13 protein-coding genes are annotated in these 17,612 nt (G+C 62.6%); 5 read left to right on the top strand and 8 right to left on the bottom strand.

From position 1 onward, the window contains the following. Positions 1–33: 33 nt before the first annotated feature. The gene (gspK, locus tag ACIPZF_RS21220) at positions 34–999 is read right to left on the bottom strand and encodes a type II secretion system minor pseudopilin GspK (RefSeq protein ID WP_400802827.1); all 966 of its coding nucleotides are present in this window, start codon (positions 997–999) and stop codon (positions 34–36) included. Positions 1,000–1,145: 146 nt separating this feature from the next. On the opposite strand from gspK, the gene tatA reads away from it, so the two are divergent. Genes tatA through tatC form a run of 3 tightly spaced genes read left to right on the top strand, consistent with a single transcriptional unit; the run spans position 1,146 to position 2,427 of the window. After that, positions 1,146–1,376 (top strand): twin-arginine translocase TatA/TatE family subunit, encoded by a 231-nt coding sequence (tatA, locus tag ACIPZF_RS21215; protein ID WP_400802825.1) that lies wholly within the window; start codon positions 1,146–1,148, stop codon positions 1,374–1,376. Next, the gene (tatB, locus tag ACIPZF_RS21210; protein WP_400802824.1) at positions 1,376–1,648 is read left to right on the top strand and encodes a Sec-independent protein translocase protein TatB; all 273 of its coding nucleotides are present in this window, start codon (positions 1,376–1,378) and stop codon (positions 1,646–1,648) included. Before tatA ends, tatB begins: the two co-directional genes overlap by 1 nt. Next, complete coding sequence (tatC, locus tag ACIPZF_RS21205; RefSeq protein WP_400802821.1) at positions 1,645–2,427, top strand: twin-arginine translocase subunit TatC; 783 nt, start codon at positions 1,645–1,647, stop codon at positions 2,425–2,427. Before tatB ends, tatC begins: the two co-directional genes overlap by 4 nt. Positions 2,428–2,472: 45 nt before the next feature. Here the strand turns inward: tatC and ACIPZF_RS21200 are convergent, their stop codons facing one another. Then, positions 2,473–2,784 (bottom strand): NGG1p interacting factor NIF3, encoded by a 312-nt coding sequence (locus tag ACIPZF_RS21200; RefSeq protein ID WP_400802820.1) that lies wholly within the window; start codon positions 2,782–2,784, stop codon positions 2,473–2,475. 4 nt (positions 2,785–2,788) lie between these two features. After that, on the bottom strand, positions 2,789–6,688 hold the full coding sequence (gene purL, locus ACIPZF_RS21195; protein WP_400802817.1) for a phosphoribosylformylglycinamidine synthase: 3,900 nt from the start codon (positions 6,686–6,688) through the stop codon (positions 2,789–2,791). A gap of 210 nt (positions 6,689–6,898) precedes the next feature. Between purL and mltF the strand changes: the two genes are divergently transcribed. Next, positions 6,899–8,356: a membrane-bound lytic murein transglycosylase MltF gene (gene mltF / locus ACIPZF_RS21190; RefSeq protein ID WP_400803069.1), complete on the top strand. Its 1,458-nt coding sequence runs from the start codon at positions 6,899–6,901 to the stop codon at positions 8,354–8,356. Positions 8,357–8,451: 95 nt separating this feature from the next. Here the strand turns inward: mltF and tadA are convergent, their stop codons facing one another. Then, on the bottom strand, positions 8,452–8,931 hold the full coding sequence (gene tadA, locus ACIPZF_RS21185; RefSeq protein WP_400802814.1) for a tRNA adenosine(34) deaminase TadA: 480 nt from the start codon (positions 8,929–8,931) through the stop codon (positions 8,452–8,454). After that, positions 8,931–10,313: a multicopper oxidase family protein gene (locus ACIPZF_RS21180; protein WP_400802811.1), complete on the bottom strand. Its 1,383-nt coding sequence runs from the start codon at positions 10,311–10,313 to the stop codon at positions 8,931–8,933. The genes tadA and ACIPZF_RS21180 overlap by 1 nt, the downstream gene beginning before the upstream one ends. A 207-nt stretch (positions 10,314–10,520) precedes the next feature. On the opposite strand from ACIPZF_RS21180, the gene ACIPZF_RS21175 reads away from it, so the two are divergent. Further along, positions 10,521–13,445, top strand: a complete 2,925-nt coding sequence (locus ACIPZF_RS21175) for a dermonecrotic toxin domain-containing protein (RefSeq protein WP_400802809.1) — start codon at positions 10,521–10,523, stop codon at positions 13,443–13,445. Positions 13,446–13,510: 65 nt separating this feature from the next. Here the strand turns inward: ACIPZF_RS21175 and guaA are convergent, their stop codons facing one another. The 3 genes from guaA to ACIPZF_RS21160 all read right to left on the bottom strand — a co-directional run bounded on the left by guaA (position 13,511) and on the right by ACIPZF_RS21160 (position 17,280). Continuing rightward, positions 13,511–15,088 carry a glutamine-hydrolyzing GMP synthase gene (gene guaA, locus ACIPZF_RS21170; protein ID WP_400802806.1) on the bottom strand — a complete coding sequence of 526 codons (1,578 nt, stop codon included), beginning with the start codon at positions 15,086–15,088 and terminating at the stop codon, positions 13,511–13,513. 78 nt (positions 15,089–15,166) lie between these two features. After that, entirely contained in the window at positions 15,167–16,636 is a 1,470-nt protein-coding gene (guaB, locus tag ACIPZF_RS21165) for an IMP dehydrogenase (protein ID WP_400802804.1), read from the bottom strand. Between the two features lie 86 nt (positions 16,637–16,722). Further along, on the bottom strand, positions 16,723–17,280 hold the full coding sequence (locus tag ACIPZF_RS21160) for a sugar ABC transporter ATPase (protein WP_400802801.1): 558 nt from the start codon (positions 17,278–17,280) through the stop codon (positions 16,723–16,725). Between the last annotated feature and the right edge of the window lie 332 nt (positions 17,281–17,612).

The raw sequence follows: 17,612 nt of genomic DNA, 5'->3' as shown, positions 1-17,612 counted from the left end.
AGCGGGCTTGACCCGCGAAAGGGCTATTAAGGTTCACCAGAGCATCGGCTCGCGACTCTTCACCCGCACTTGCTGCGCCGGCACCCGCGCATGCCATTGCACCACCCCCAGCGCCTCCACCTGAAACTCGCTGCGCATGGTCCTCCCCTGCTCCTCAAACGACAGCTGCAACAGAAAATGCCCACTGTTGAGCAGCAACCCCTCGCTCAACCGCTCGAACGTCTCGTCATCCACCGCTCCCAACGCCTGGCGCAACGCCGACGCATCCTCATATCCAGACGCCGGCCGGCCACTGATGATTCGGCTCAGCAGCGAGCGCGAATAACGTCCTTCATACAACGCATCGAGCAACGGCAGATGCTCCAGGCCCAGGGCATTGGCATTCAGGCGCCAGCCCGTGGTCTGCGGCAACGCACACAGCATCGGGTAGCGGCTTTGTCGCGCAGCATCCGGTACCAGCAGCAGGTTCAGTTCACTGGTTTCCAGCATCGGCTGGTTGGCAGCCAGGCGTGGTGGTTGCTGACGCAGGTACTGGTTGCTTTCGGCGCCCTGCAGGCGCGCATCGCTGTCGCTGTCGAGCCAGTCGGCCAAGGCGTCGACCAGGCGTTCAGCCGCCATGTCGTCGCCCAGCAGGTACCGCAGCTGGCGCTCAGCCCGCTCGCCATCGGCCCCCAGCAACGCATTGACGTTGAAGCAGGTGTGCTGGTCGCGCACCCGCAGTTGCGCCTGGCCCGCACCAAAATCGTAGGTCAGCGGCTGCCCGCGCAACGCCTGCCAGAACAACGGGCTAAGGCGCCAGGCAGGGTCGCGCAAGGCTTGCTCGGCATACGCCAGCCCGGCCTGTTCCATGGCCCGTACTTGTACCCGCTGGCGCAAAAGCTGCACGTCATCGACCTGCCGTCGACCATCCTCCACCAGCCAGGCCATGCCCGCAGCGAGCATTGCCAGCACCACCATCACCATCAGCAGTGCCGCGCCCTGTTGTCGCTTGCCGCCCATCCTGCAACCACCCTTGCGCTCGATCGAGGCGCCAGTCAACACCCGGGTTGTTGCAGTTGGATGGCAATCGCCTTGCATTCATGTTGGCGTCATCTGCGCGAGGCAGGATTGGCCTTTCTTTTCATGACCTTACAGGAGTAGTTGGTATGGGTGGCATCGGCATCTGGCAACTGGTGATCGTACTGTTGATCGTGTTTCTGCTGTTTGGCACCAAGCGCCTCAAGGGCCTGGGCAGCGATGTCGGCGAAGCGATCCAGGGCTTTCGCAAATCCATGGGCGGTGAAGGCGAAACCACTACACCGCCCGCTGCTCAAGTACAGCAGCCACCTTTGACCAGCCAAGCGGCACCACAGCCCCAAGCGGAACGGCAGGCCTGATGTTCGAGGTAGGTTTCAGCGAGCTGCTGCTGGTGGGCATCGTCGCCTTGCTGGTCCTCGGCCCGGAGCGCCTGCCTGTGGCGGCGCGCACAGTGGGGCGGGGGCTTGGCCAGGCGCGTAGGGCGATGCACGGTTTACGCGCACAGATGGAACGTGAAATAGACATGCCCAATCTGGACAGCGCGCCACTGCAACGTCTTGAACAGGAAATCCGCCAGGGCATCAGCCTTGAGGCAGAACCGGTCAACCTGACTCGGGAGAGCACCTCATGAGCATTGCCCTGGACCCTGCTGCACGCATGCCGCTGACCGACCACCTGCGCGACCTGCGCAAGCGCCTGATGCGTTGCCTGCTGTTGATCGCGGTGGTGTTCGCTGGGCTGTTTCCCTTCGCCCAGCAACTCTACACACTGATCTCCGAACCGCTGCGCCGCTTTCTCCCGGAAGGCGCCAGCATGATCGCAACCAGCGTCACTTCGCCGTTTCTCACGCCTTTCAAGTTGACCGCGATGTGCGCGCTGTTCGTGGCCATGCCGCTGCTGCTGCACCAGGCCTGGGGCTTCCTGGCACCGGGGCTGTATCGCCGCGAGCGGCGCATTGCCCTGCCGTTGCTGGTGTCGAGCATCGTGCTGTTCTACGCCGGCATGGCGTTCGCGTTCTACCTGGTGTTCCCGATGATGTTCGGTTTCTTTGCCAGCGTGACGCCGGATGGCGTGGCGATGATGACCGACATCAGCCAGTACCTGGACTTCATCCTGGCGCTGTTCCTGGCGTTCGGCCTGGCGTTCGAGATCCCGGTGGCGACGTTCATCGTGGTCTGGGTGGGGTTGGCCGATGTGGCCACGTTGCGGCGCAGCAGGCCCTACGTGATCGTCGGCTGCTTTGTGGTGGGGATGATTCTGACGCCGCCGGATGTGTTTTCGCAGACGATGCTGGCGGTGCCGATGTGGGTGCTGTTCGAGGTGGGGCTGTTGGCTTGCTGCTGGCTAAAACGGCCTCTTCGCGGGGCAAGCCCGCTCCCACAGGAGTCTCACAAGATTCCGGACCTGTGATATCCCTGTGGGAGCGGGCTTGCCCCGCGAAGAAGCTGATGCAGTCTAGAAGTCGGCGAGGCGCCAGACTTCATAGGCCGGCGTCTCGTACGGATGGCTCTGCTTGAGCGCAGCGACGACCTGAGCGATCAGGTCGTCAGCCACCACCAACTCCACCTTCCACTCCTCGACCACCTCAACCTGACCGGTTTTCCCGAGGAACGGCTGGCTGCCGTCCAACGGGCGAAACTGGCCCTGGCCGAGGGTTTGCCAGGCGCAGTGGTCGTAGTCGCCGATACGCCCGCCACCGGCGGCGAACACGGCGGCCTTGACCACGTCGACGTGGCTGGCCGGGACGAAGAAGGCGAGCTTGTACACCCGCTTAGTTCACCCAGACGCGCGCGTTGCGGAACATACGCATCAGCGCGGCGTCTTCCTGCCACTCATCCGGGCGCCAGGAGTTCTGCACGGCGCGGAACACACGCTCCGGGTGCGGCATCATGATGGTCACGCGGCCGTCGCGGCTGGTCAGGCCGGTGATACCGCGCGGCGAGCCGTTCGGGTTGGCCGGGTAGGCTTCGGTGACCTTGCCGTGGTTGTCGACGTAGCGCAGGGCCACGCAACCGGACAGGTCGGCTTCCAGCAGTGCCTCTTCGCTGGCGAACTCGGCATGGCCTTCACCGTGGGCAATGGCGATCGGCATGCGCGAACCGGCCATGCCCTGCAGGAAGATCGAGTTGGACTTCTGCACCTCGACCATTGCCACGCGGGCCTCGAATTGCTCCGAGCGGTTGCGCACGAAGTGCGGCCAGTACTCGGTGCCCGGAATCAGCTCGTGCAGGTTGGACATCATCTGGCAACCGTTGCACACGCCCAGGGCGAAGCTGTCGGTACGCTCGAAGAAGGCCTGGAAGGCATCACGGGCACGGGCGTTGAACAGCGCCGACTTGGCCCAGCCTTCACCGGCACCCAGCACGTCGCCGTAGGAGAAGCCACCGCAGGCGACCAGGCCTTTGAAGGCTTCGAAGTCGACACGGCCGGCGAGGATATCGCTCATGTGCACGTCGATGGCGGCGAAGCCGGCGCGGTCGAAGGCGGCAGCCATCTCGACCTGGCCGTTGACGCCCTGCTCGCGCAGGATCGCCACTTGCGGACGCACGCCTTTCTTGATGTAGGGCGCAGCGATGTCTTCGTTGACGTCGAAGCCAACCTTGACCGACAGGCCCGGGTTGTCTTCTTCGAGCAGCGCGTCGAACTCCTGGTCGGCGCAGTCGGCGTTGTCGCGCAGGCGCTGGACCTGGTAGCTGGTTTCGGCCCACTGGCGCTGCAGCATGCGGCGGTCGTCGTCGAACAGCACTTCGCCATTCAGGCTGATGGACACTTCGGCGTTGTTGACCGGCTTGCCGATCACCGCCACGCAACCCTCACCCAAGCCTGCGGCGCTGAACTGCGCCAGCACGTCCGGGGTGGCATCCTGGCGAACCTGGATGACCGCACCCAGCTCTTCGTTGAAGAGGATGGCCGGCACGTCCTTGCGGTTGTCAGTCAGCGGGTCGAGCTGCAGGTCGAGGCCGCAGTGGCCGGCGAAGGCCATTTCCACCACGGTGGTCAGCAGGCCGCCATCGGACCGGTCGTGGTAGGCCAGCAGGTGGCCATCGGCGTTCAGGCCCTGGATCACGGCGAAGAAGGCCTTGAGGTCTTCGGCGTCGTCGACGTCTGGTGCCTGGGCCGCGATCTTGCCGTGGGTCTGGGCCAGGATCGAGGCGCCCATGCGGTTCTTGCCGCGGCCCAGGTCGATCAGGATCAGGTCGGTTTCGCCCTTGTCCATGCGCAGTTGCGGGGTCAGGGTGTTGCGGATATCGGTGACCGGGGCGAAGCCGGTGATGATCAGCGACATCGGCGAGGTAACGCTCTTCTCGACGCCCTCTTCGCTCCACTTGGTCTTCATCGACATCGAGTCTTTGCCGACCGGAATGGTGATGCCCAGCTCCGGGCACAGCTCCATGCCGACTGCCTTGACGGTGTCGTAGAGGCGGGCGTCTTCACCTGGGTGGCCGGCAGCGGACATCCAGTTGGCCGACAGTTTGATGTCGGACAGTTTCTCGATCTGCGCGGCAGCCAGGTTGGTCAGGGTCTCGCCGATCGCCATGCGGCCGGAGGCCGGGGCGTCGAGCAAGGCCAGCGGCGTGCGCTCGCCCATGGCCATGGCTTCACCGGTGTAGACGTCGAAACTGGTGGCGGTGACGGCGCAGTCGGCCACCGGAACCTGCCACGGGCCGACCATCTGGTCGCGGGCGACGAGGCCGGTGATGGTGCGGTCGCCAATGGTGATCAGGAAGCTCTTGCTGGCCACAGCCGGGTGGTTCAGGACGCGCTGAACAGCGTTGTCCAGGTCCAGCTCGCTCGGGTCGAAGTCATCGCCCAGCTCCGCTTCGCGGGTGACCGAGCGGTGCATGCGCGGCGGCTTGCCCAGCAGCACGTCGAGCGGCATGTCCACCGGGGTGTTGCCGAAGTGGCTGTCGCTGACGGTCAGGTGCGGCTCTTCAGTCGCTTCACCGACCACGGCGAACGGGCAGCGCTCGCGCTCGCAGATGGCCTGGAAGCGCTCGAAGTCGACCGCGCTGACAGCCAGCACGTAACGCTCCTGGGATTCGTTGCTCCAGATTTCGTGCGGGGCCATGCCCGGCTCGTCGTTGGGCACGTTGCGCAGCTCGAAGCGGCCACCGCGGCCACCGTCGTTGACCAGCTCTGGGAAGGCGTTGGAAATGCCGCCGGCGCCGACGTCGTGGATGAAGGCGATCGGGTTTTCGTCACCCAGCTGCCAGCAGCGGTCGATGACCTCCTGGCAACGGCGCTCCATTTCCGGGTTTTCGCGCTGCACCGAGGCGAAGTCCAGGTCGGCGGAGCTGGCACCGGTGGCGACCGACGAAGCGGCGCCGCCGCCCAGGCCGATCAGCATGGCCGGGCCACCGAGCACGATCAGCTTGGCGCCGACGGTGATCTCGCCCTTCTGCACGTGGTCTTCACGGATGTTACCCATGCCGCCGGCGAGCATGATCGGCTTGTGATAGCCGCGCACTTCTTCGCCGTGGGGGGTGTTGATGCTTTGCTCGAAGGTACGGAAGTAACCGGTCAGTGCCGGGCGACCGAATTCGTTGTTGAACGCAGCGCCGCCCAGCGGGCCTTCGATCATGATGTCGAGGGCGTCGACGATACGCTCCGGCTTGCCGTAGGCCTGTTCCCATGGCTGCTCGAAGCCCGGGATACGCAGGTTGGAAACGGTGAAACCGGTCAGGCCGGCTTTTGGCTTGGCGCCACGGCCGGTGGCACCTTCGTCGCGGATTTCGCCGCCGGAGCCGGTGGAGGCGCCGGAGAACGGGGCGATGGCGGTCGGGTGGTTGTGCGTCTCGACCTTCATCAGGATGTGCACCGGCTCCTGCACCGCGCCGTACTGGCGGGTCTCAGGGTTCGGGAAGAAGCGGCCGGCGACGTTACCGACGATCACCGAGGCGTTGTCCTTGTAAGCGGACAGCACGCCTTCGCTGTGCATCTGGTAGGTGTTCTTGATCATGCCGAACAGGCTTTTTTCCTGCGCCTGGCCGTCGATGTCCCAACTGGCGTTGAAGATCTTGTGGCGGCAGTGCTCGGAGTTGGCCTGGGCGAACATCATCAGCTCGATGTCGTTCGGGTTGCGCTTGAGCCCCTGGAACGCGTTGACCAGGTAGTCGATCTCGTCTTCGGCCAGGGCCAGGCCCAGGTCGATGTTGGCCTTGGCCAGGGCTTCGCGGCCACCTTTGAGGATGTCGACCGAGGTCATCGGCTTGGGCTGGGCATGGCTGAACAGGTCGGATGCCTGCTCCAGCTGGGCCAGCACGCGCTGGGTCATGCGGTCGTGCAGCTCGGCTGCGACAACGGCGGCATCGGCATCGCTCAGGTCACCGGCGACGTAGTAGGCGATACCGCGCTCCAGGCGCTGGATCGACTGCAGGCCGCAGTTGTGGGCGATGTCGCTGGCCTTGGATGCCCAGGGCGAAATGGTGCCCAGGCGCGGCACGACCAGGAACAGGCGGCCGGTCGGCTCCTGCACCGGCACGCTCGGGCCGTACTTGAGCAGACGGCCCAGCACCTGCTGCTGGTCGGCGGTCAGCTCGCCGTCGACATCGGCGAAGTGGGCAAATTCGGCATACAAACCAGTAACAGCGGGGACTTTCTGGCTCAGTTGCTCGAGTAATTTACCGTGGCGAAAGGCAGAAAGGGCAGGAGCGCCGCGCAGGATCAACATCGTCGGGACAGCCTCAGGAAGGGGTGTGCTTAGAGGCCGTGCATTCTAGCCTAATTCAACGGCTTTCGGCACCCGCCAGAAGCCAATGCTGCCGGGCGGTGGAACCGGACTTCGAGGTCAAAAAAACCGGTGCCGGGCTTCAGCTGCTACCAGACAAGCAATTGGATGTCGAGATATGGCGGGCTTCATCCTTTGCGTATACTGCAAGCTATGTTCGCCCACACTGCTTTGCGCCAGCGTTGCGCCAAATGGCTTTTCGCAACCGGACTCTTTCTGCTGCTCGGTGCCTGCGTTGAAAAACCCAGCACCCTCGAGCGCGTGAAGGAGGATGGCGTGCTGCGCGTGATCACCCGCAACAGCCCGGCTACTTACTTCCAGGACCGCAACGGCGAAACCGGCTTCGAATACGAGCTGGTCAAGCGTTTCGCCGATGATCTGGGGGTCAAGCTGGAGATCGAGACCGCCGACAACCTCGACGAGTTGTTCGACGACCTGCGCAAACCGTCCGGTCCAGTGCTGGCGGCAGCCGGCCTGGTCACCAGCGAGCGGCGCAAGGCCCAGGCGCGATTCTCCCACCCGTACCTGGAAGTCACTCCGCAAGTCATCTACCGCAATGGCCGTTCGCGCCCGACCGACCCCAAGGGCCTGGTGGGCAAGAAGATCATGGTGCTCAAGGGCAGCAGCCATGCTGACCAGTTGGCCGATCTGAAGCGGCAGTACCCAGGCCTGGAATATGAAGAGTCGGACGCAGTCGAGGTGGTCGACCTGTTGCGCATGGTCGATGAAGGGCAAATCGACCTGACCCTGGTCGATTCCAACGAGCTGGCGATGAATCAGGTGTACTTCCCCAACGTACGCGTGGCCTTCGACCTCGGCGAAACCCGCGACCAGCGCTGGGCGGTGGCCCCTGGCGAAGACAACAGCCTGCTCAACGAAGTCAACGAGTTTCTCGACAAATCGCAGAAGAACGGCACTCTGCAGCGCCTGAAAGACCGCTATTACGGCCATGTCGACGTACTTGGCTACGTCGGCGCCTACACCTTCGCCCAACACCTGCAGCAGCGCCTGCCCAAGTACGAAAAACATTTCAAAAGCTACGCCAAGGTCGAGCAGGTCGACTGGCGCCTGCTGGCAGCGATCGGTTACCAGGAATCCATGTGGCAGCCGGAAGTCACCTCCAAGACCGGCGTGCGCGGCCTGATGATGCTCACCCAGCGCACGGCCCAGGCCATGGGCGTGTCCAACCGGCTGGACCCGAAACAGAGCATCCAGGGTGGCGCCAAGTACTTCATGCTGATCAAGGAACAGCTCGACGACAGCATCAAGGAACCGGACCGCACCTGGTTCGCCCTGGCTGCCTACAACGTCGGCAGTGGCCACCTGGAAGATGCCCGCACCCTGGCCCGGCGCGAGAAGCTCAACCCGAACAAATGGCTGGACGTGAAGAAGATGCTGCCGCGCCTGTCGCAGAAGCAATGGTTCCGCCAGACCAAGTACGGCTATGCCCGCGGCGGCGAGCCGGTGCATTTCGTGGCCAACATCCGCCGCTACTACGACATCCTCACCTGGGTGACCCAGCCGCAGCTCGAAGGCCAGGTGGCCGAGGGCAATCTGCATGTGCCGGGAGTCAACAAGGACAAGCCGACCGAGCAGTCGCCGCCGATGTGAAACTGCACGGGCCTCCTCGCGGGACAAGCCCGCTCCCACAGATGTTGCGCATATCCTGTGGGAGCGGGCTTGTCCCGCGAAGAGGCCAGACCAGGTTAACCCTTTGTCCGCCGAGCCTTGAAGAATTCGCTAAGGATCTGCCCGCACTCCTCCGCCAGCACCCCGCCCTCGACCATCACCCGATGGTTGAGAAAGCCCTGCCCGAAGAACTGCCCCTGGCTTTGCACGATGCCGGCTTTGGGCTCCAGCGCGCCATACACCACCCGCGCCACCCGCGAATGCACGATCAACCCCGCACACATGCTGCAGGGTTCCAGCGTCACATACAGCGTGCTGCCCGGCAGCCGGTAGTTGCTGGCGGATTTCGCCGCCGCGCGGATGGCGACCATTTCGGCGTGGGCACTGGGGTCGCTGTCGAAGATGGGCCGATTGAAGCCCTGCCCGATCACTTGACCATGCTGCACCAGCACCGCCCCCACCGGCACTTCGCCCATGGCCGCGCCCTCGGCGGCCAAGGCCAGGGCCAGACGCATGAAATCCTGATCGCGGCTGCGATCGATGATCTGCGGGCGCATCAGACCACCGCAATCGCGGCCATCAGGCCGGTTTCCATGTGGTCGATGACGTGGCAGTGGAACATCCAGGTGCCTGGGTTATCCGCCACCAAAGCTACCTGGGCGCGTTCGTTCTTGCCCAGCAGGTAGGTGTCGGTGAACCACGGCTCGACGATCTTGTGGCGGTTGGAGGCGATTACCTTGAAGCTCATGCCATGCAGATGGATCGGGTGTTGATACTGGGTCATGTTCTTCAGCTCGAAGATGTAGCTCTTGCCCTTCTGCAGCGTGGCGATCGGCCGGTCGGCGCAGGTCTTGTCGGTGATGTCCCAGGCTTGCCCGTTGATCTGCCACAGGCTCGGCGGCTTGCCATTCTCGGTGTTGACCGACACCTTGCCGACCCACTCGAAATTGAAGTTCAGCTTTTCGGCATTCTCCAGGTCAGGCTCGGCCACCGGGTTCGGCGGCAAGGCTGGCGGCCAGTCGCTCGGCGCATCGTTGCTGGCCACCGAACGCAACGTGCCGAGGCGCACGAAACCATCGCGCAAGGAAATTTCTTCGCCCGCCTGAGGAATGCGGATCGCCAGGCAGATACGCATGCCTGGGCCGAGCCAGTAATCGTCTTCGAGCGGGCGCGGGGTTACCGGATTGCCGTCGAGGGCGTAGATCATCGCCTCGCAGTTGCCCTTGAGGTTGATGCGGTAGGTCCAGGTGTTGTCCAGATTGAGCAGGCGCACACGCACCACCTGCCCGGCCGGCAGTTCGGTCACCGAACCGGCCTGGCCGTTGATGGTGATCAGCCGCCCGGCGGTGCCATTGCGCGCAGCTTCCCGAGGAATGCTGAACGGCAGCCAGGCGCCCTGCTCGTCCACGTGCCAATTCTTGAGGCTGAGGGTGCGTTCATGCTTGAAACCCGTCGGCTCGCGCTCTTCCACGATCAGCGGGCCGACCAGCCCGCGCCCCAGCTCCTCGGAGCTGCTGACATGCGGGTGGTACCAATAACTGCCGGCATCCGGGACGCGAAACTTGTAGTCGAAATACTCACCCGGCTTGACCGGCAATTGCGAAACATAGGGCACCCCGTCCATTTCCAGCGGCAGGCGGATGCCATGCCAATGGATGGTGGTTTCCACCGGCAGCTGGTTGATGAAGCGAACCCGCAGCCAGGTACCTTGACGAACCCGCAGCTCGGTACCCGGGGCCGAGGGACCGAACGCCCATGCCTCGGTCTTGAAGCCGGTGACCAGCTCCACATCCAGGGGGGCAGCGATCAGCTCGTAGTCATGCCCGGCATTATCGTCCTCGACCTTGCCCAGCCAGTAACGGGCCACACCACCGGCGCCAAGGCCAACCACAACCAAGCCGGTGAGGCCTTTGAGCATTTGTCGACGGGTAAAGGACATCGGTGCGGGTACCTCGTGTTCGGCGCAATCAGTCTGCCAGCAGTGGCTGGCGATGAAGGGCGAATACGATACACCTGCATTTACCAAATTTTAAGTGAACAGTGCTCGGACCGAGTAGGGAGCCAGTTTCGGCTCAGCAATATGTACCACAAGCAAAGCGGCATCCATGTGAACACTCAGGCTCATCCCTCAAAACGGACGCATGTGATGACCTCCTCCCTCAGCCCTGCCAACGATCACCAGACCTTACGCTCACTTGCCGCTACATTAGTCGAAGCCTGCCCGGACATGCGCCAGCAGGCTCGAGAGGTCGCGGTACGGATTCTCGAACAGCACGGCCTTCAGGCCCTCGATCCCGACCAGGTCTATCTTCACAGGTTTCATACGGCTGTCAGCAGCCCCCGAACCTACAATGGCTGGCAGCACCTCGATGAGCCTTATGAATCGCTGAGCCTGCCCCAGCTGGTCATGCACCGGTTCGACGCCAAGGATCAGGACAACGCCGACCTGCTCAGCTACCTCGTCGGTTTCTATTCGAAGGGTCCGGGCACAGCGCCCTATGATGAACATAACGAGGTTCGTCTCGATCCCAAAGACGTATTGGACTACTTCTGGAACATCGATTTCGCCAACGATTTCAAGGCCCGGCTGAAGGATTTCTGGGCAAGCCATGCGGATGACTTCCGCTTGTTGGCCAAAGCCAATTTCATGAGCAAGGCACTCGAAGCCATTGCCCGGGAGCCTTCTTCAATACTGGCAACGGGGTGCCGTCAAGCCATCCAGCGTCTGGTTGGCGAGGCGCCCTGGCCGCCGACCATGGAGGCCCTGCGGCAAGAGCAGGCCCTTGGCGGCGACGATCAGGTCAGCGCCTTCGACATCGGCGGGCACGTGGCAACGGACATGCTGTGCATGCGGCTCGAGGACGGTAGCCAGCTGGTCTACAGCCCTGGAGACGAGGATGGGTTGCACCTGTTCGCCAATGAACAAGCGCTGTTCTGGTGGGTACTCGAAAGCTGCAACCATACGGAAAATCGAGCCCGCTTCATGGCGCACTTTTCCCTCGACGACCGCGAAGAAGGCAGCGACCGCGTAGGCCTCCACCATTTGATCGATGTGCTTTACAGCGCCTGGGGTCAGGACGACTACTCGGGTATCAATACCCTTGCAAAACAGATTCACGGCGATGCGTTCAGCTGGCTGCGCGACAAGGCCCATCAGCGAATGCTGGATGACGCACACTTTGCCCTGCGTTCCAATGGCGATTTGCGCAAACAGATGTGGATCGGCTACCTGAGCGCCTCACTCAAGGTATTCGGCCCGCTGGCAGCGCTGGACTGGCCCGTTGCACTGGCCATTGTGGGAGCAGGCCTCGCCGACACAGGCCTGAACATCGATCAGGCGATCAACGGCCACACCACCCGGGAACGCGAGGGTGGCGTGATCGGTGCCATCCTGGCGGCTATCGAGACGCTGTTCAATGCCACCTTCCTGCTCAGCGCACCGGGCAAACCCTTGGCAGACCTTGGCGAAGCAGGCGAGGAAAGCGTCCCGTCCATCGAACCCGCCACCGAAGACGAAACGCCGGAAAGCGTCGCCCAAGCCGTCAAAGAGTGGGTACCCGAGCCCTTCCAACCCAAGGCCGACCACCAACTGCTCAGCCCGTTCGAAACCAACGTAATACTGTCCGGCAGCCCAGGAACAGGCGAATTCGAAGGCATTTATACTCAGGATGGGCAATTTTACGTGCTGATCGATGAACTGCCGTATCAGGTGCGCTACGTAAACGAGTTCAAATCATGGTCCATCGTTTCACCCGATAACCCATTCTCGTTCTACAGAAGTCAACCCATTCGCCTGGATGCCGACGGTCAGTGGTACCTGGTAAACCGGGGGGGCCTCAAAGGCGGCATGTTGCCGCGCCTCCGAATCTGGGGGCGCGTAGCCGGTTCCAACTTGCCGCCACTCGCCGAAACAGGCTATGAAGTTCCTGCCGACCTGCGTCCACTGCTCACCGATGTGGGGGATGCAGAGCTTAGCGGCGCACATGCGGCCATCCACGACCCCGAGCGAATCGACGCCGTCTATCGCTTTCAAATGATCCGCGACCAATTGGCCAGCGATGCCCACGAATTCATGGCAACCGTGACCGTACCCGAACGCCCGACCATTCCTGCAATACCGCAAGGAACGCCACCCAAACAAATCCTGCAGTCGATCTACGACAACAGCCGTGGCATGGTCATAGGGGAATCACACAGTGGGTTGGCCAGCAAACGCTTGCTGATCGACAACATGAAACAGTTACGCAAGTTGAAGGTCAAGGTGCTCTACCTGGAGCATTACACGACAGATTTTCAACAGCCGCATCTGGACACCTTCAATCGTACCGGCCGCCTGCCCCCGGAGTTGGACGAGTATATATCCATACAGGACGATGGCCATCACACTGACGCCTCAGGCCGGTACACGTTTCGGCAGGTCATCCTTGAAGCGCAAAAAAACGGCGTGCGCATTCAAGGGATAGATTGCCTGGCAAGTTACCGTCAAGCCTGGCAGAGAGTAGTACCGGACATCACCCGGCAGGAAATGATGAATTTCTATGCGCATCGAGTTATCCAGGCAGACCAGGCACTGCGAGGCCCAACCAACTGGGTAGCCCTGGTGGGTAATAGCCACGCCAATAATATTGGCTCAGTCAAGGGCCTGGCCGAACTCGAAGGGGTACTTGGGCTGCGGGTCGAGGACGCGCCTCTCGACGCAACTGAAACCTGGGGCAAAGATACCGGCGCTGACCTCGTTGATCTGGACGGCAAGGTCTTGCGCGTGAAAAGCGACCTCAGGCTGCGAGCCACGATCAAGCCAGTTAATCGACGAGAGCCTGATCTGGAGACTTTGCTGGCGAGGCCAGGCGACTATACGCTGGAGCGGAAAGGTGAAAGGCTATGGATCGTCAACCGCACTCGAGACATGATCCTGCAGCGGACGGAGGTTAGACAAAACGGCAATCGCTACACCGTCGTGCGCCCCGAATGGCCATCCATCCAGGAGCGCACCTACGAACGCCTTTCCGATCTGCATATCGCGCTCGCCGTCCTGCGCAGAATGCGGGAAATCAAGATCCCCCGTGCCTGAAGCAAGCTGGTCTCTTCAGCCTTGCTAACGCCAAGGGCGCCTTGCGGCGCCCTTGGCGGTTTAACTCATTCCCACTCGATGGTGGCTGGCGGTTTGCTCGACACGTCGTAGGTAACGCGGGAGATACCGTCGATCTCGTTGATGATACGGCCGCTGACGGTTTCCAGCAGCTCGTACGGCAGGTGTGCCCAACGCGCGGTCATGAAGTCCACGGTCTCGACCGCACGCAGAGCCACGACCCAGGCGTAGCGACGGCCGTCACCAACGACGCCAACCGACTTGACCGGCTGGAACACCACGAACGCCTGGCTGGTCTTGTGGTACCAGTCGGCCTTGCGCAGCTCTTCGATGAAGATGTGATCGGCGCGACGCAGGATGTCGGCGTACTCTTTCTTCACTTCACCGAGGATGCGCACGCCCAGGCCCGGGCCTGGGAACGGGTGGCGGTAGACCATGTCGTACGGCAGGCCCAGTTCCAGGCCGATCTTGCGTACTTCGTCCTTGAACAGCTCACGCAGTGGCTCGACCAGCTTGAGGTTCATCTCCTCCGGCAGGCCGCCAACGTTGTGGTGCGACTTGATCACGTGGGCCTTGCCGCTCTTGGCGCCAGCCGACTCGATCACGTCAGGGTAGATGGTGCCCTGGGCGAGGAACTGGATGTTGTCCAGTTTGCTGGCTTCGGCATCGAACACGTCGATGAAGGTGCGGCCGATGATCTTGCGCTTCTTCTCCGGGTCCGCTTCGCCTTCCAGGTTGTCGAGGAATTGCTTCTCGGCATCGGCGCGGATGACCTTGACGCCCATGTTCTCTTTGAACATGGCCATAACCTGGTCACCTTCGTGCAGGCGCAGCAGGCCGTTGTCGACGAATACGCAGGTCAGCTGGTCACCGATGGCGCGGTGCAGCAGCGCGGCAACCACCGAGCTGTCGACGCCGCCGGACAGGCCCAGCAGGACGTTGGCCGAACCGACCTGGGCACGCACCTGGGCGATAGCGTCTTCGACGATGTTGGAGGCGGTCCACAGGGCTTCGCAGCCACAGATGTCTTTCACGAAGCGGGACAGGATGCGACCGCCCTGCTTGGTGTGGGTCACTTCCGGGTGGAACTGCACGCCGTAGTAGCCGCGGGCGTCGTCGAACATGCCGGCGATCGGGCAGCTCGGGGTGCTGGCCAGAACGTTGAAGCTGCCCGGCATCTGGGTGACCTTGTCGCCGTGGCTCATCCACACGTCCAGGCCCAGTACGCCGTCATCGTCGACGTGGTCTTCGATGCCGTCCAGCAGGCGGCTCTTGCCGACCACGTCAACGCGGGCATAACCGAACTCGCGCAGGTCGGAACCTTCGACCTTGCCGCCCAGTTGCTCGGCCATGGTCTGCATGCCGTAGCAGATGCCCAGCAGCGGTACGTTCAGGTCGAATACGGCCTGCGGTGCACGCGGGCTGTTGGCTTCGTGGACCGACTCGGGGCCGCCAGCGAGGATGATGCCGCGCGGGTTGAATTCGCGGATCGCTTCATCGTCCATGTCGAACGGGTGCAGTTCGCAGTACACGCCGATCTCGCGCACGCGGCGGGCGATCAGCTGGGTGTACTGGGAACCGAAATCGAGGATCAGGATGCGGTGAGCGTGAATGTCGAGGGCCATGACTCAATCTCGTCAGTGGAAATCGGAAACGACGCGGGGCTGTCGTGACAGCCCCGCATGCAAATGTTGCTAAAAGCCTCAGCCTACGCGGTAGTTAGGGGCTTCTTTGGTGATCTGCACGTCATGCACGTGGGACTCGGCCATGCCGGCACCGGTGATGCGCACGAACTCCGGCTTGGTACGCATCTCTTCGATGGTCGCGCTGCCGGTATAGCCCATGGACGAACGCAGGCCGCCCATCAGCTGGTGGATGATCGCGGCCAGGGCGCCCTTGTACGGCACACGGCCTTCGATGCCTTCCGGGACCAGTTTCTCGGCACCGGCCGAGGAGTCCTGGAAGTAACGGTCGGACGAGCCTTGCGCCTGTGCCATGGCACCCAGCGAGCCCATGCCGCGGTAGGCCTTGTAGGAACGGCCCTGGAACAGTTCGACTTCACCCGGTGCTTCTTCGGTACCGGCGAACATCGAACCCATCATCACGCAGGATGCACCGGCGACGATGGCCTTGGACAGGTCACCCGAGAAGCGGATGCCGCCGTCGGCGATCAGCGGCACGCCAGTGCCTTCCAGTGCGGCGGCGACATTGGCGATGGCGCTGATTTGCGGCACGCCGACACCGGCGACGATGCGGGTGGTGCAGATCGAGCCTGGGCCGATGCCAACCTTGACGGCGTCGGCGCCGGCTTCTGCCAGGGCCTTGGCCGCAGCGCCGGTGGCGATGTTGCCGCCGATCACCTGCACTTGCGGGTAGGTTTCTTTCACCCAGCGAACGCGGTCGATCACGCCTTTGGAGTGACCGTGGGCGGTGTCTACGACCACCACGTCAACGCCAGCGGCTACCAGGGCGGCAACGCGCTCGCCGGTGTCCTTGCCGGTGCCGACCGCAGCGCCGACGCGCAGGCGACCCTGGTCGTCCTTGCTGGCCAGCGGGTAGGCCTTGGCCTTTTCGATGTCCTTGACGGTCATCATGCCCTTGAGGCTGAACTTGTCGTCGACGATCAGGACTTTTTCCAGCCGGTGCTTGTGCAGCAGCTCGCGGACTTCGTTCTTGTCGGCGCCTTCGCGCACGGTGACCAGGCGCTCTTTGGGCGTCATCACCTCGCGCACCTTGGCATCCAGGCGGGTTTCGAAGCGCACGTCACGGGAGGTGACGATGCCGACCAGGTCGCCGTTCTCCAGCACCGGAACACCCGAAATGTTGTTCAGGCGGGTCAGGTCGAACAGGTCGCGTACGGTGGCGTCGGCTTCGATGGTGATCGGGTCCTTGACCACGCCAGCCTCGAACTTCTTGACCTTGCGTACTTCGCCGGCCTGCTGTTCGATGGTCATGTTCTTGTGGATGATGCCGATGCCGCCTTCCTGAGCCATGGCAATGGCCAGACGCGCTTCGGTCACGGTATCCATCGCGGCGGAAACCAGGGGAATGTTCAGCTCGATGCCACGAGTCAAACGGGTCTTGAGACTGACTTCATTGGGCAGTACCTCGGAGTAGCCAGGTACAAGGAGGATATCGTCGAAAGTCAGGGCTTCTTGGCTGATACGCAGCATCGCGGGGGCTCCCGGGCGGGAAAAATGGAAGCGCGCCATTATACTCATCCACGGCGCGCCGCTCAATGCAAAATAAGGGCCTTCGGTCAGCGTTCTGGCAGTTTTACCTGCACCACCGCCACCGGCTGGTCCAGCCAGTCGGCGAAGCTGTCGAGAAAGGCCTGGGTGAAACCGGCCTGGCCCCAGTTGTTGAAGATGAAACCCAGGTTGGAAAAGGCACATGGCTGCAGGAAAATGAAGCCATTGATGTCGTCCTCATGGCCGCACAGCGGGCAGGTGAAGTTGTCGCTCACCCCTGGCATCCACTCTTCCAGGCTTTCGAACAGGGGCTCACCCACCTCGCGGCGGCATTCGGGGCAACCGGCTTCTTCGAGGAAACCGTCGTGGGGGGTATAGATGCAGCGTTTGAGTACCACTTCCAGGCCGTTGATCGGTTCGCCGAAGGGCAGCTTGTGCGGATGCAGGGCGACTTTGCGTGCGCCTTCGGCCAGGGCATAGCCCATGCGGTTGCCGGTGCGACCGCAGGTGGTCAGTTGCTCCTCGACCACTTTTTCACGCACCAGCCAACGCAGGATGGCCCGGGCACGGGCTTCATGGACCGGCACGGTGGAGAGTTTCGGGACGATGATGCTCTGGGTGTTCATGGGGCGGACGGGCCTGGCGACTGCGGTAATTGGGTGATTCTACCGCTGACGGGTGCATGTCTCGACATTTATGGTGCTCTTGAGATCGAGCGCCGCCCGCGCGGCGCTTCGCGGGCAAGCCCGCTCCCACAAGTCTACCTTCGGCCAATTTTGTCAGTGTCATCTCCACTGCCAGCCTTGGTGTATGACAAGGCGGACAGTGAAGATGGCAAGGTAATAACTGGCCATAGGTAGACAGTGGGAGCAACTGTCTTCCACAAAACTTAAAAAGCTGCGCGGATTGAGCTGTGGGAGCGGCTTCAGCCGCGAACACGGGCGTAGCCCGTGCCATA

This window comes from Pseudomonas sp. NPDC089752 (assembly GCF_044748725.1).
GTDB lineage: Bacteria > Pseudomonadota > Gammaproteobacteria > Pseudomonadales > Pseudomonadaceae > Aquipseudomonas.
This window is presented reverse-complemented; position numbering and strand designations above follow the sequence as displayed.

Bases quoted from the DNA above. Each gene is read 5' to 3' on its own strand.
- guaB (WP_400802804.1), bottom strand. From the start codon at position 16,636: ATGCTGCGTATCAGCCAAGAAGCCCTGACTTTCGACGATATCCTCCTT.
- gspK (WP_400802827.1), bottom strand. From the start codon at position 999: ATGGGCGGCAAGCGACAACAGGGCGCGGCACTGCTGATGGTGATGGTG.
- tatB (WP_400802824.1), top strand. From the start codon at position 1,376: ATGTTCGAGGTAGGTTTCAGCGAGCTGCTGCTGGTGGGCATCGTCGCC.
- ACIPZF_RS21180 (WP_400802811.1), bottom strand. From the start codon at position 10,313: ATGTCCTTTACCCGTCGACAAATGCTCAAAGGCCTCACCGGCTTGGTT.
- ACIPZF_RS21160 (WP_400802801.1), bottom strand. From the start codon at position 17,280: ATGAACACCCAGAGCATCATCGTCCCGAAACTCTCCACCGTGCCGGTC.
- guaA (WP_400802806.1), bottom strand. From the start codon at position 15,088: ATGGCCCTCGACATTCACGCTCACCGCATCCTGATCCTCGATTTCGGT.
- purL (WP_400802817.1), bottom strand. From the start codon at position 6,688: ATGTTGATCCTGCGCGGCGCTCCTGCCCTTTCTGCCTTTCGCCACGGT.
- mltF (WP_400803069.1), top strand. From the start codon at position 6,899: ATGTTCGCCCACACTGCTTTGCGCCAGCGTTGCGCCAAATGGCTTTTC.
- tatC (WP_400802821.1), top strand. From the start codon at position 1,645: ATGAGCATTGCCCTGGACCCTGCTGCACGCATGCCGCTGACCGACCAC.
- ACIPZF_RS21175 (WP_400802809.1), top strand. From the start codon at position 10,521: ATGACCTCCTCCCTCAGCCCTGCCAACGATCACCAGACCTTACGCTCA.
- tatA (WP_400802825.1), top strand. From the start codon at position 1,146: ATGGGTGGCATCGGCATCTGGCAACTGGTGATCGTACTGTTGATCGTG.
- tadA (WP_400802814.1), bottom strand. From the start codon at position 8,931: ATGCGCCCGCAGATCATCGATCGCAGCCGCGATCAGGATTTCATGCGT.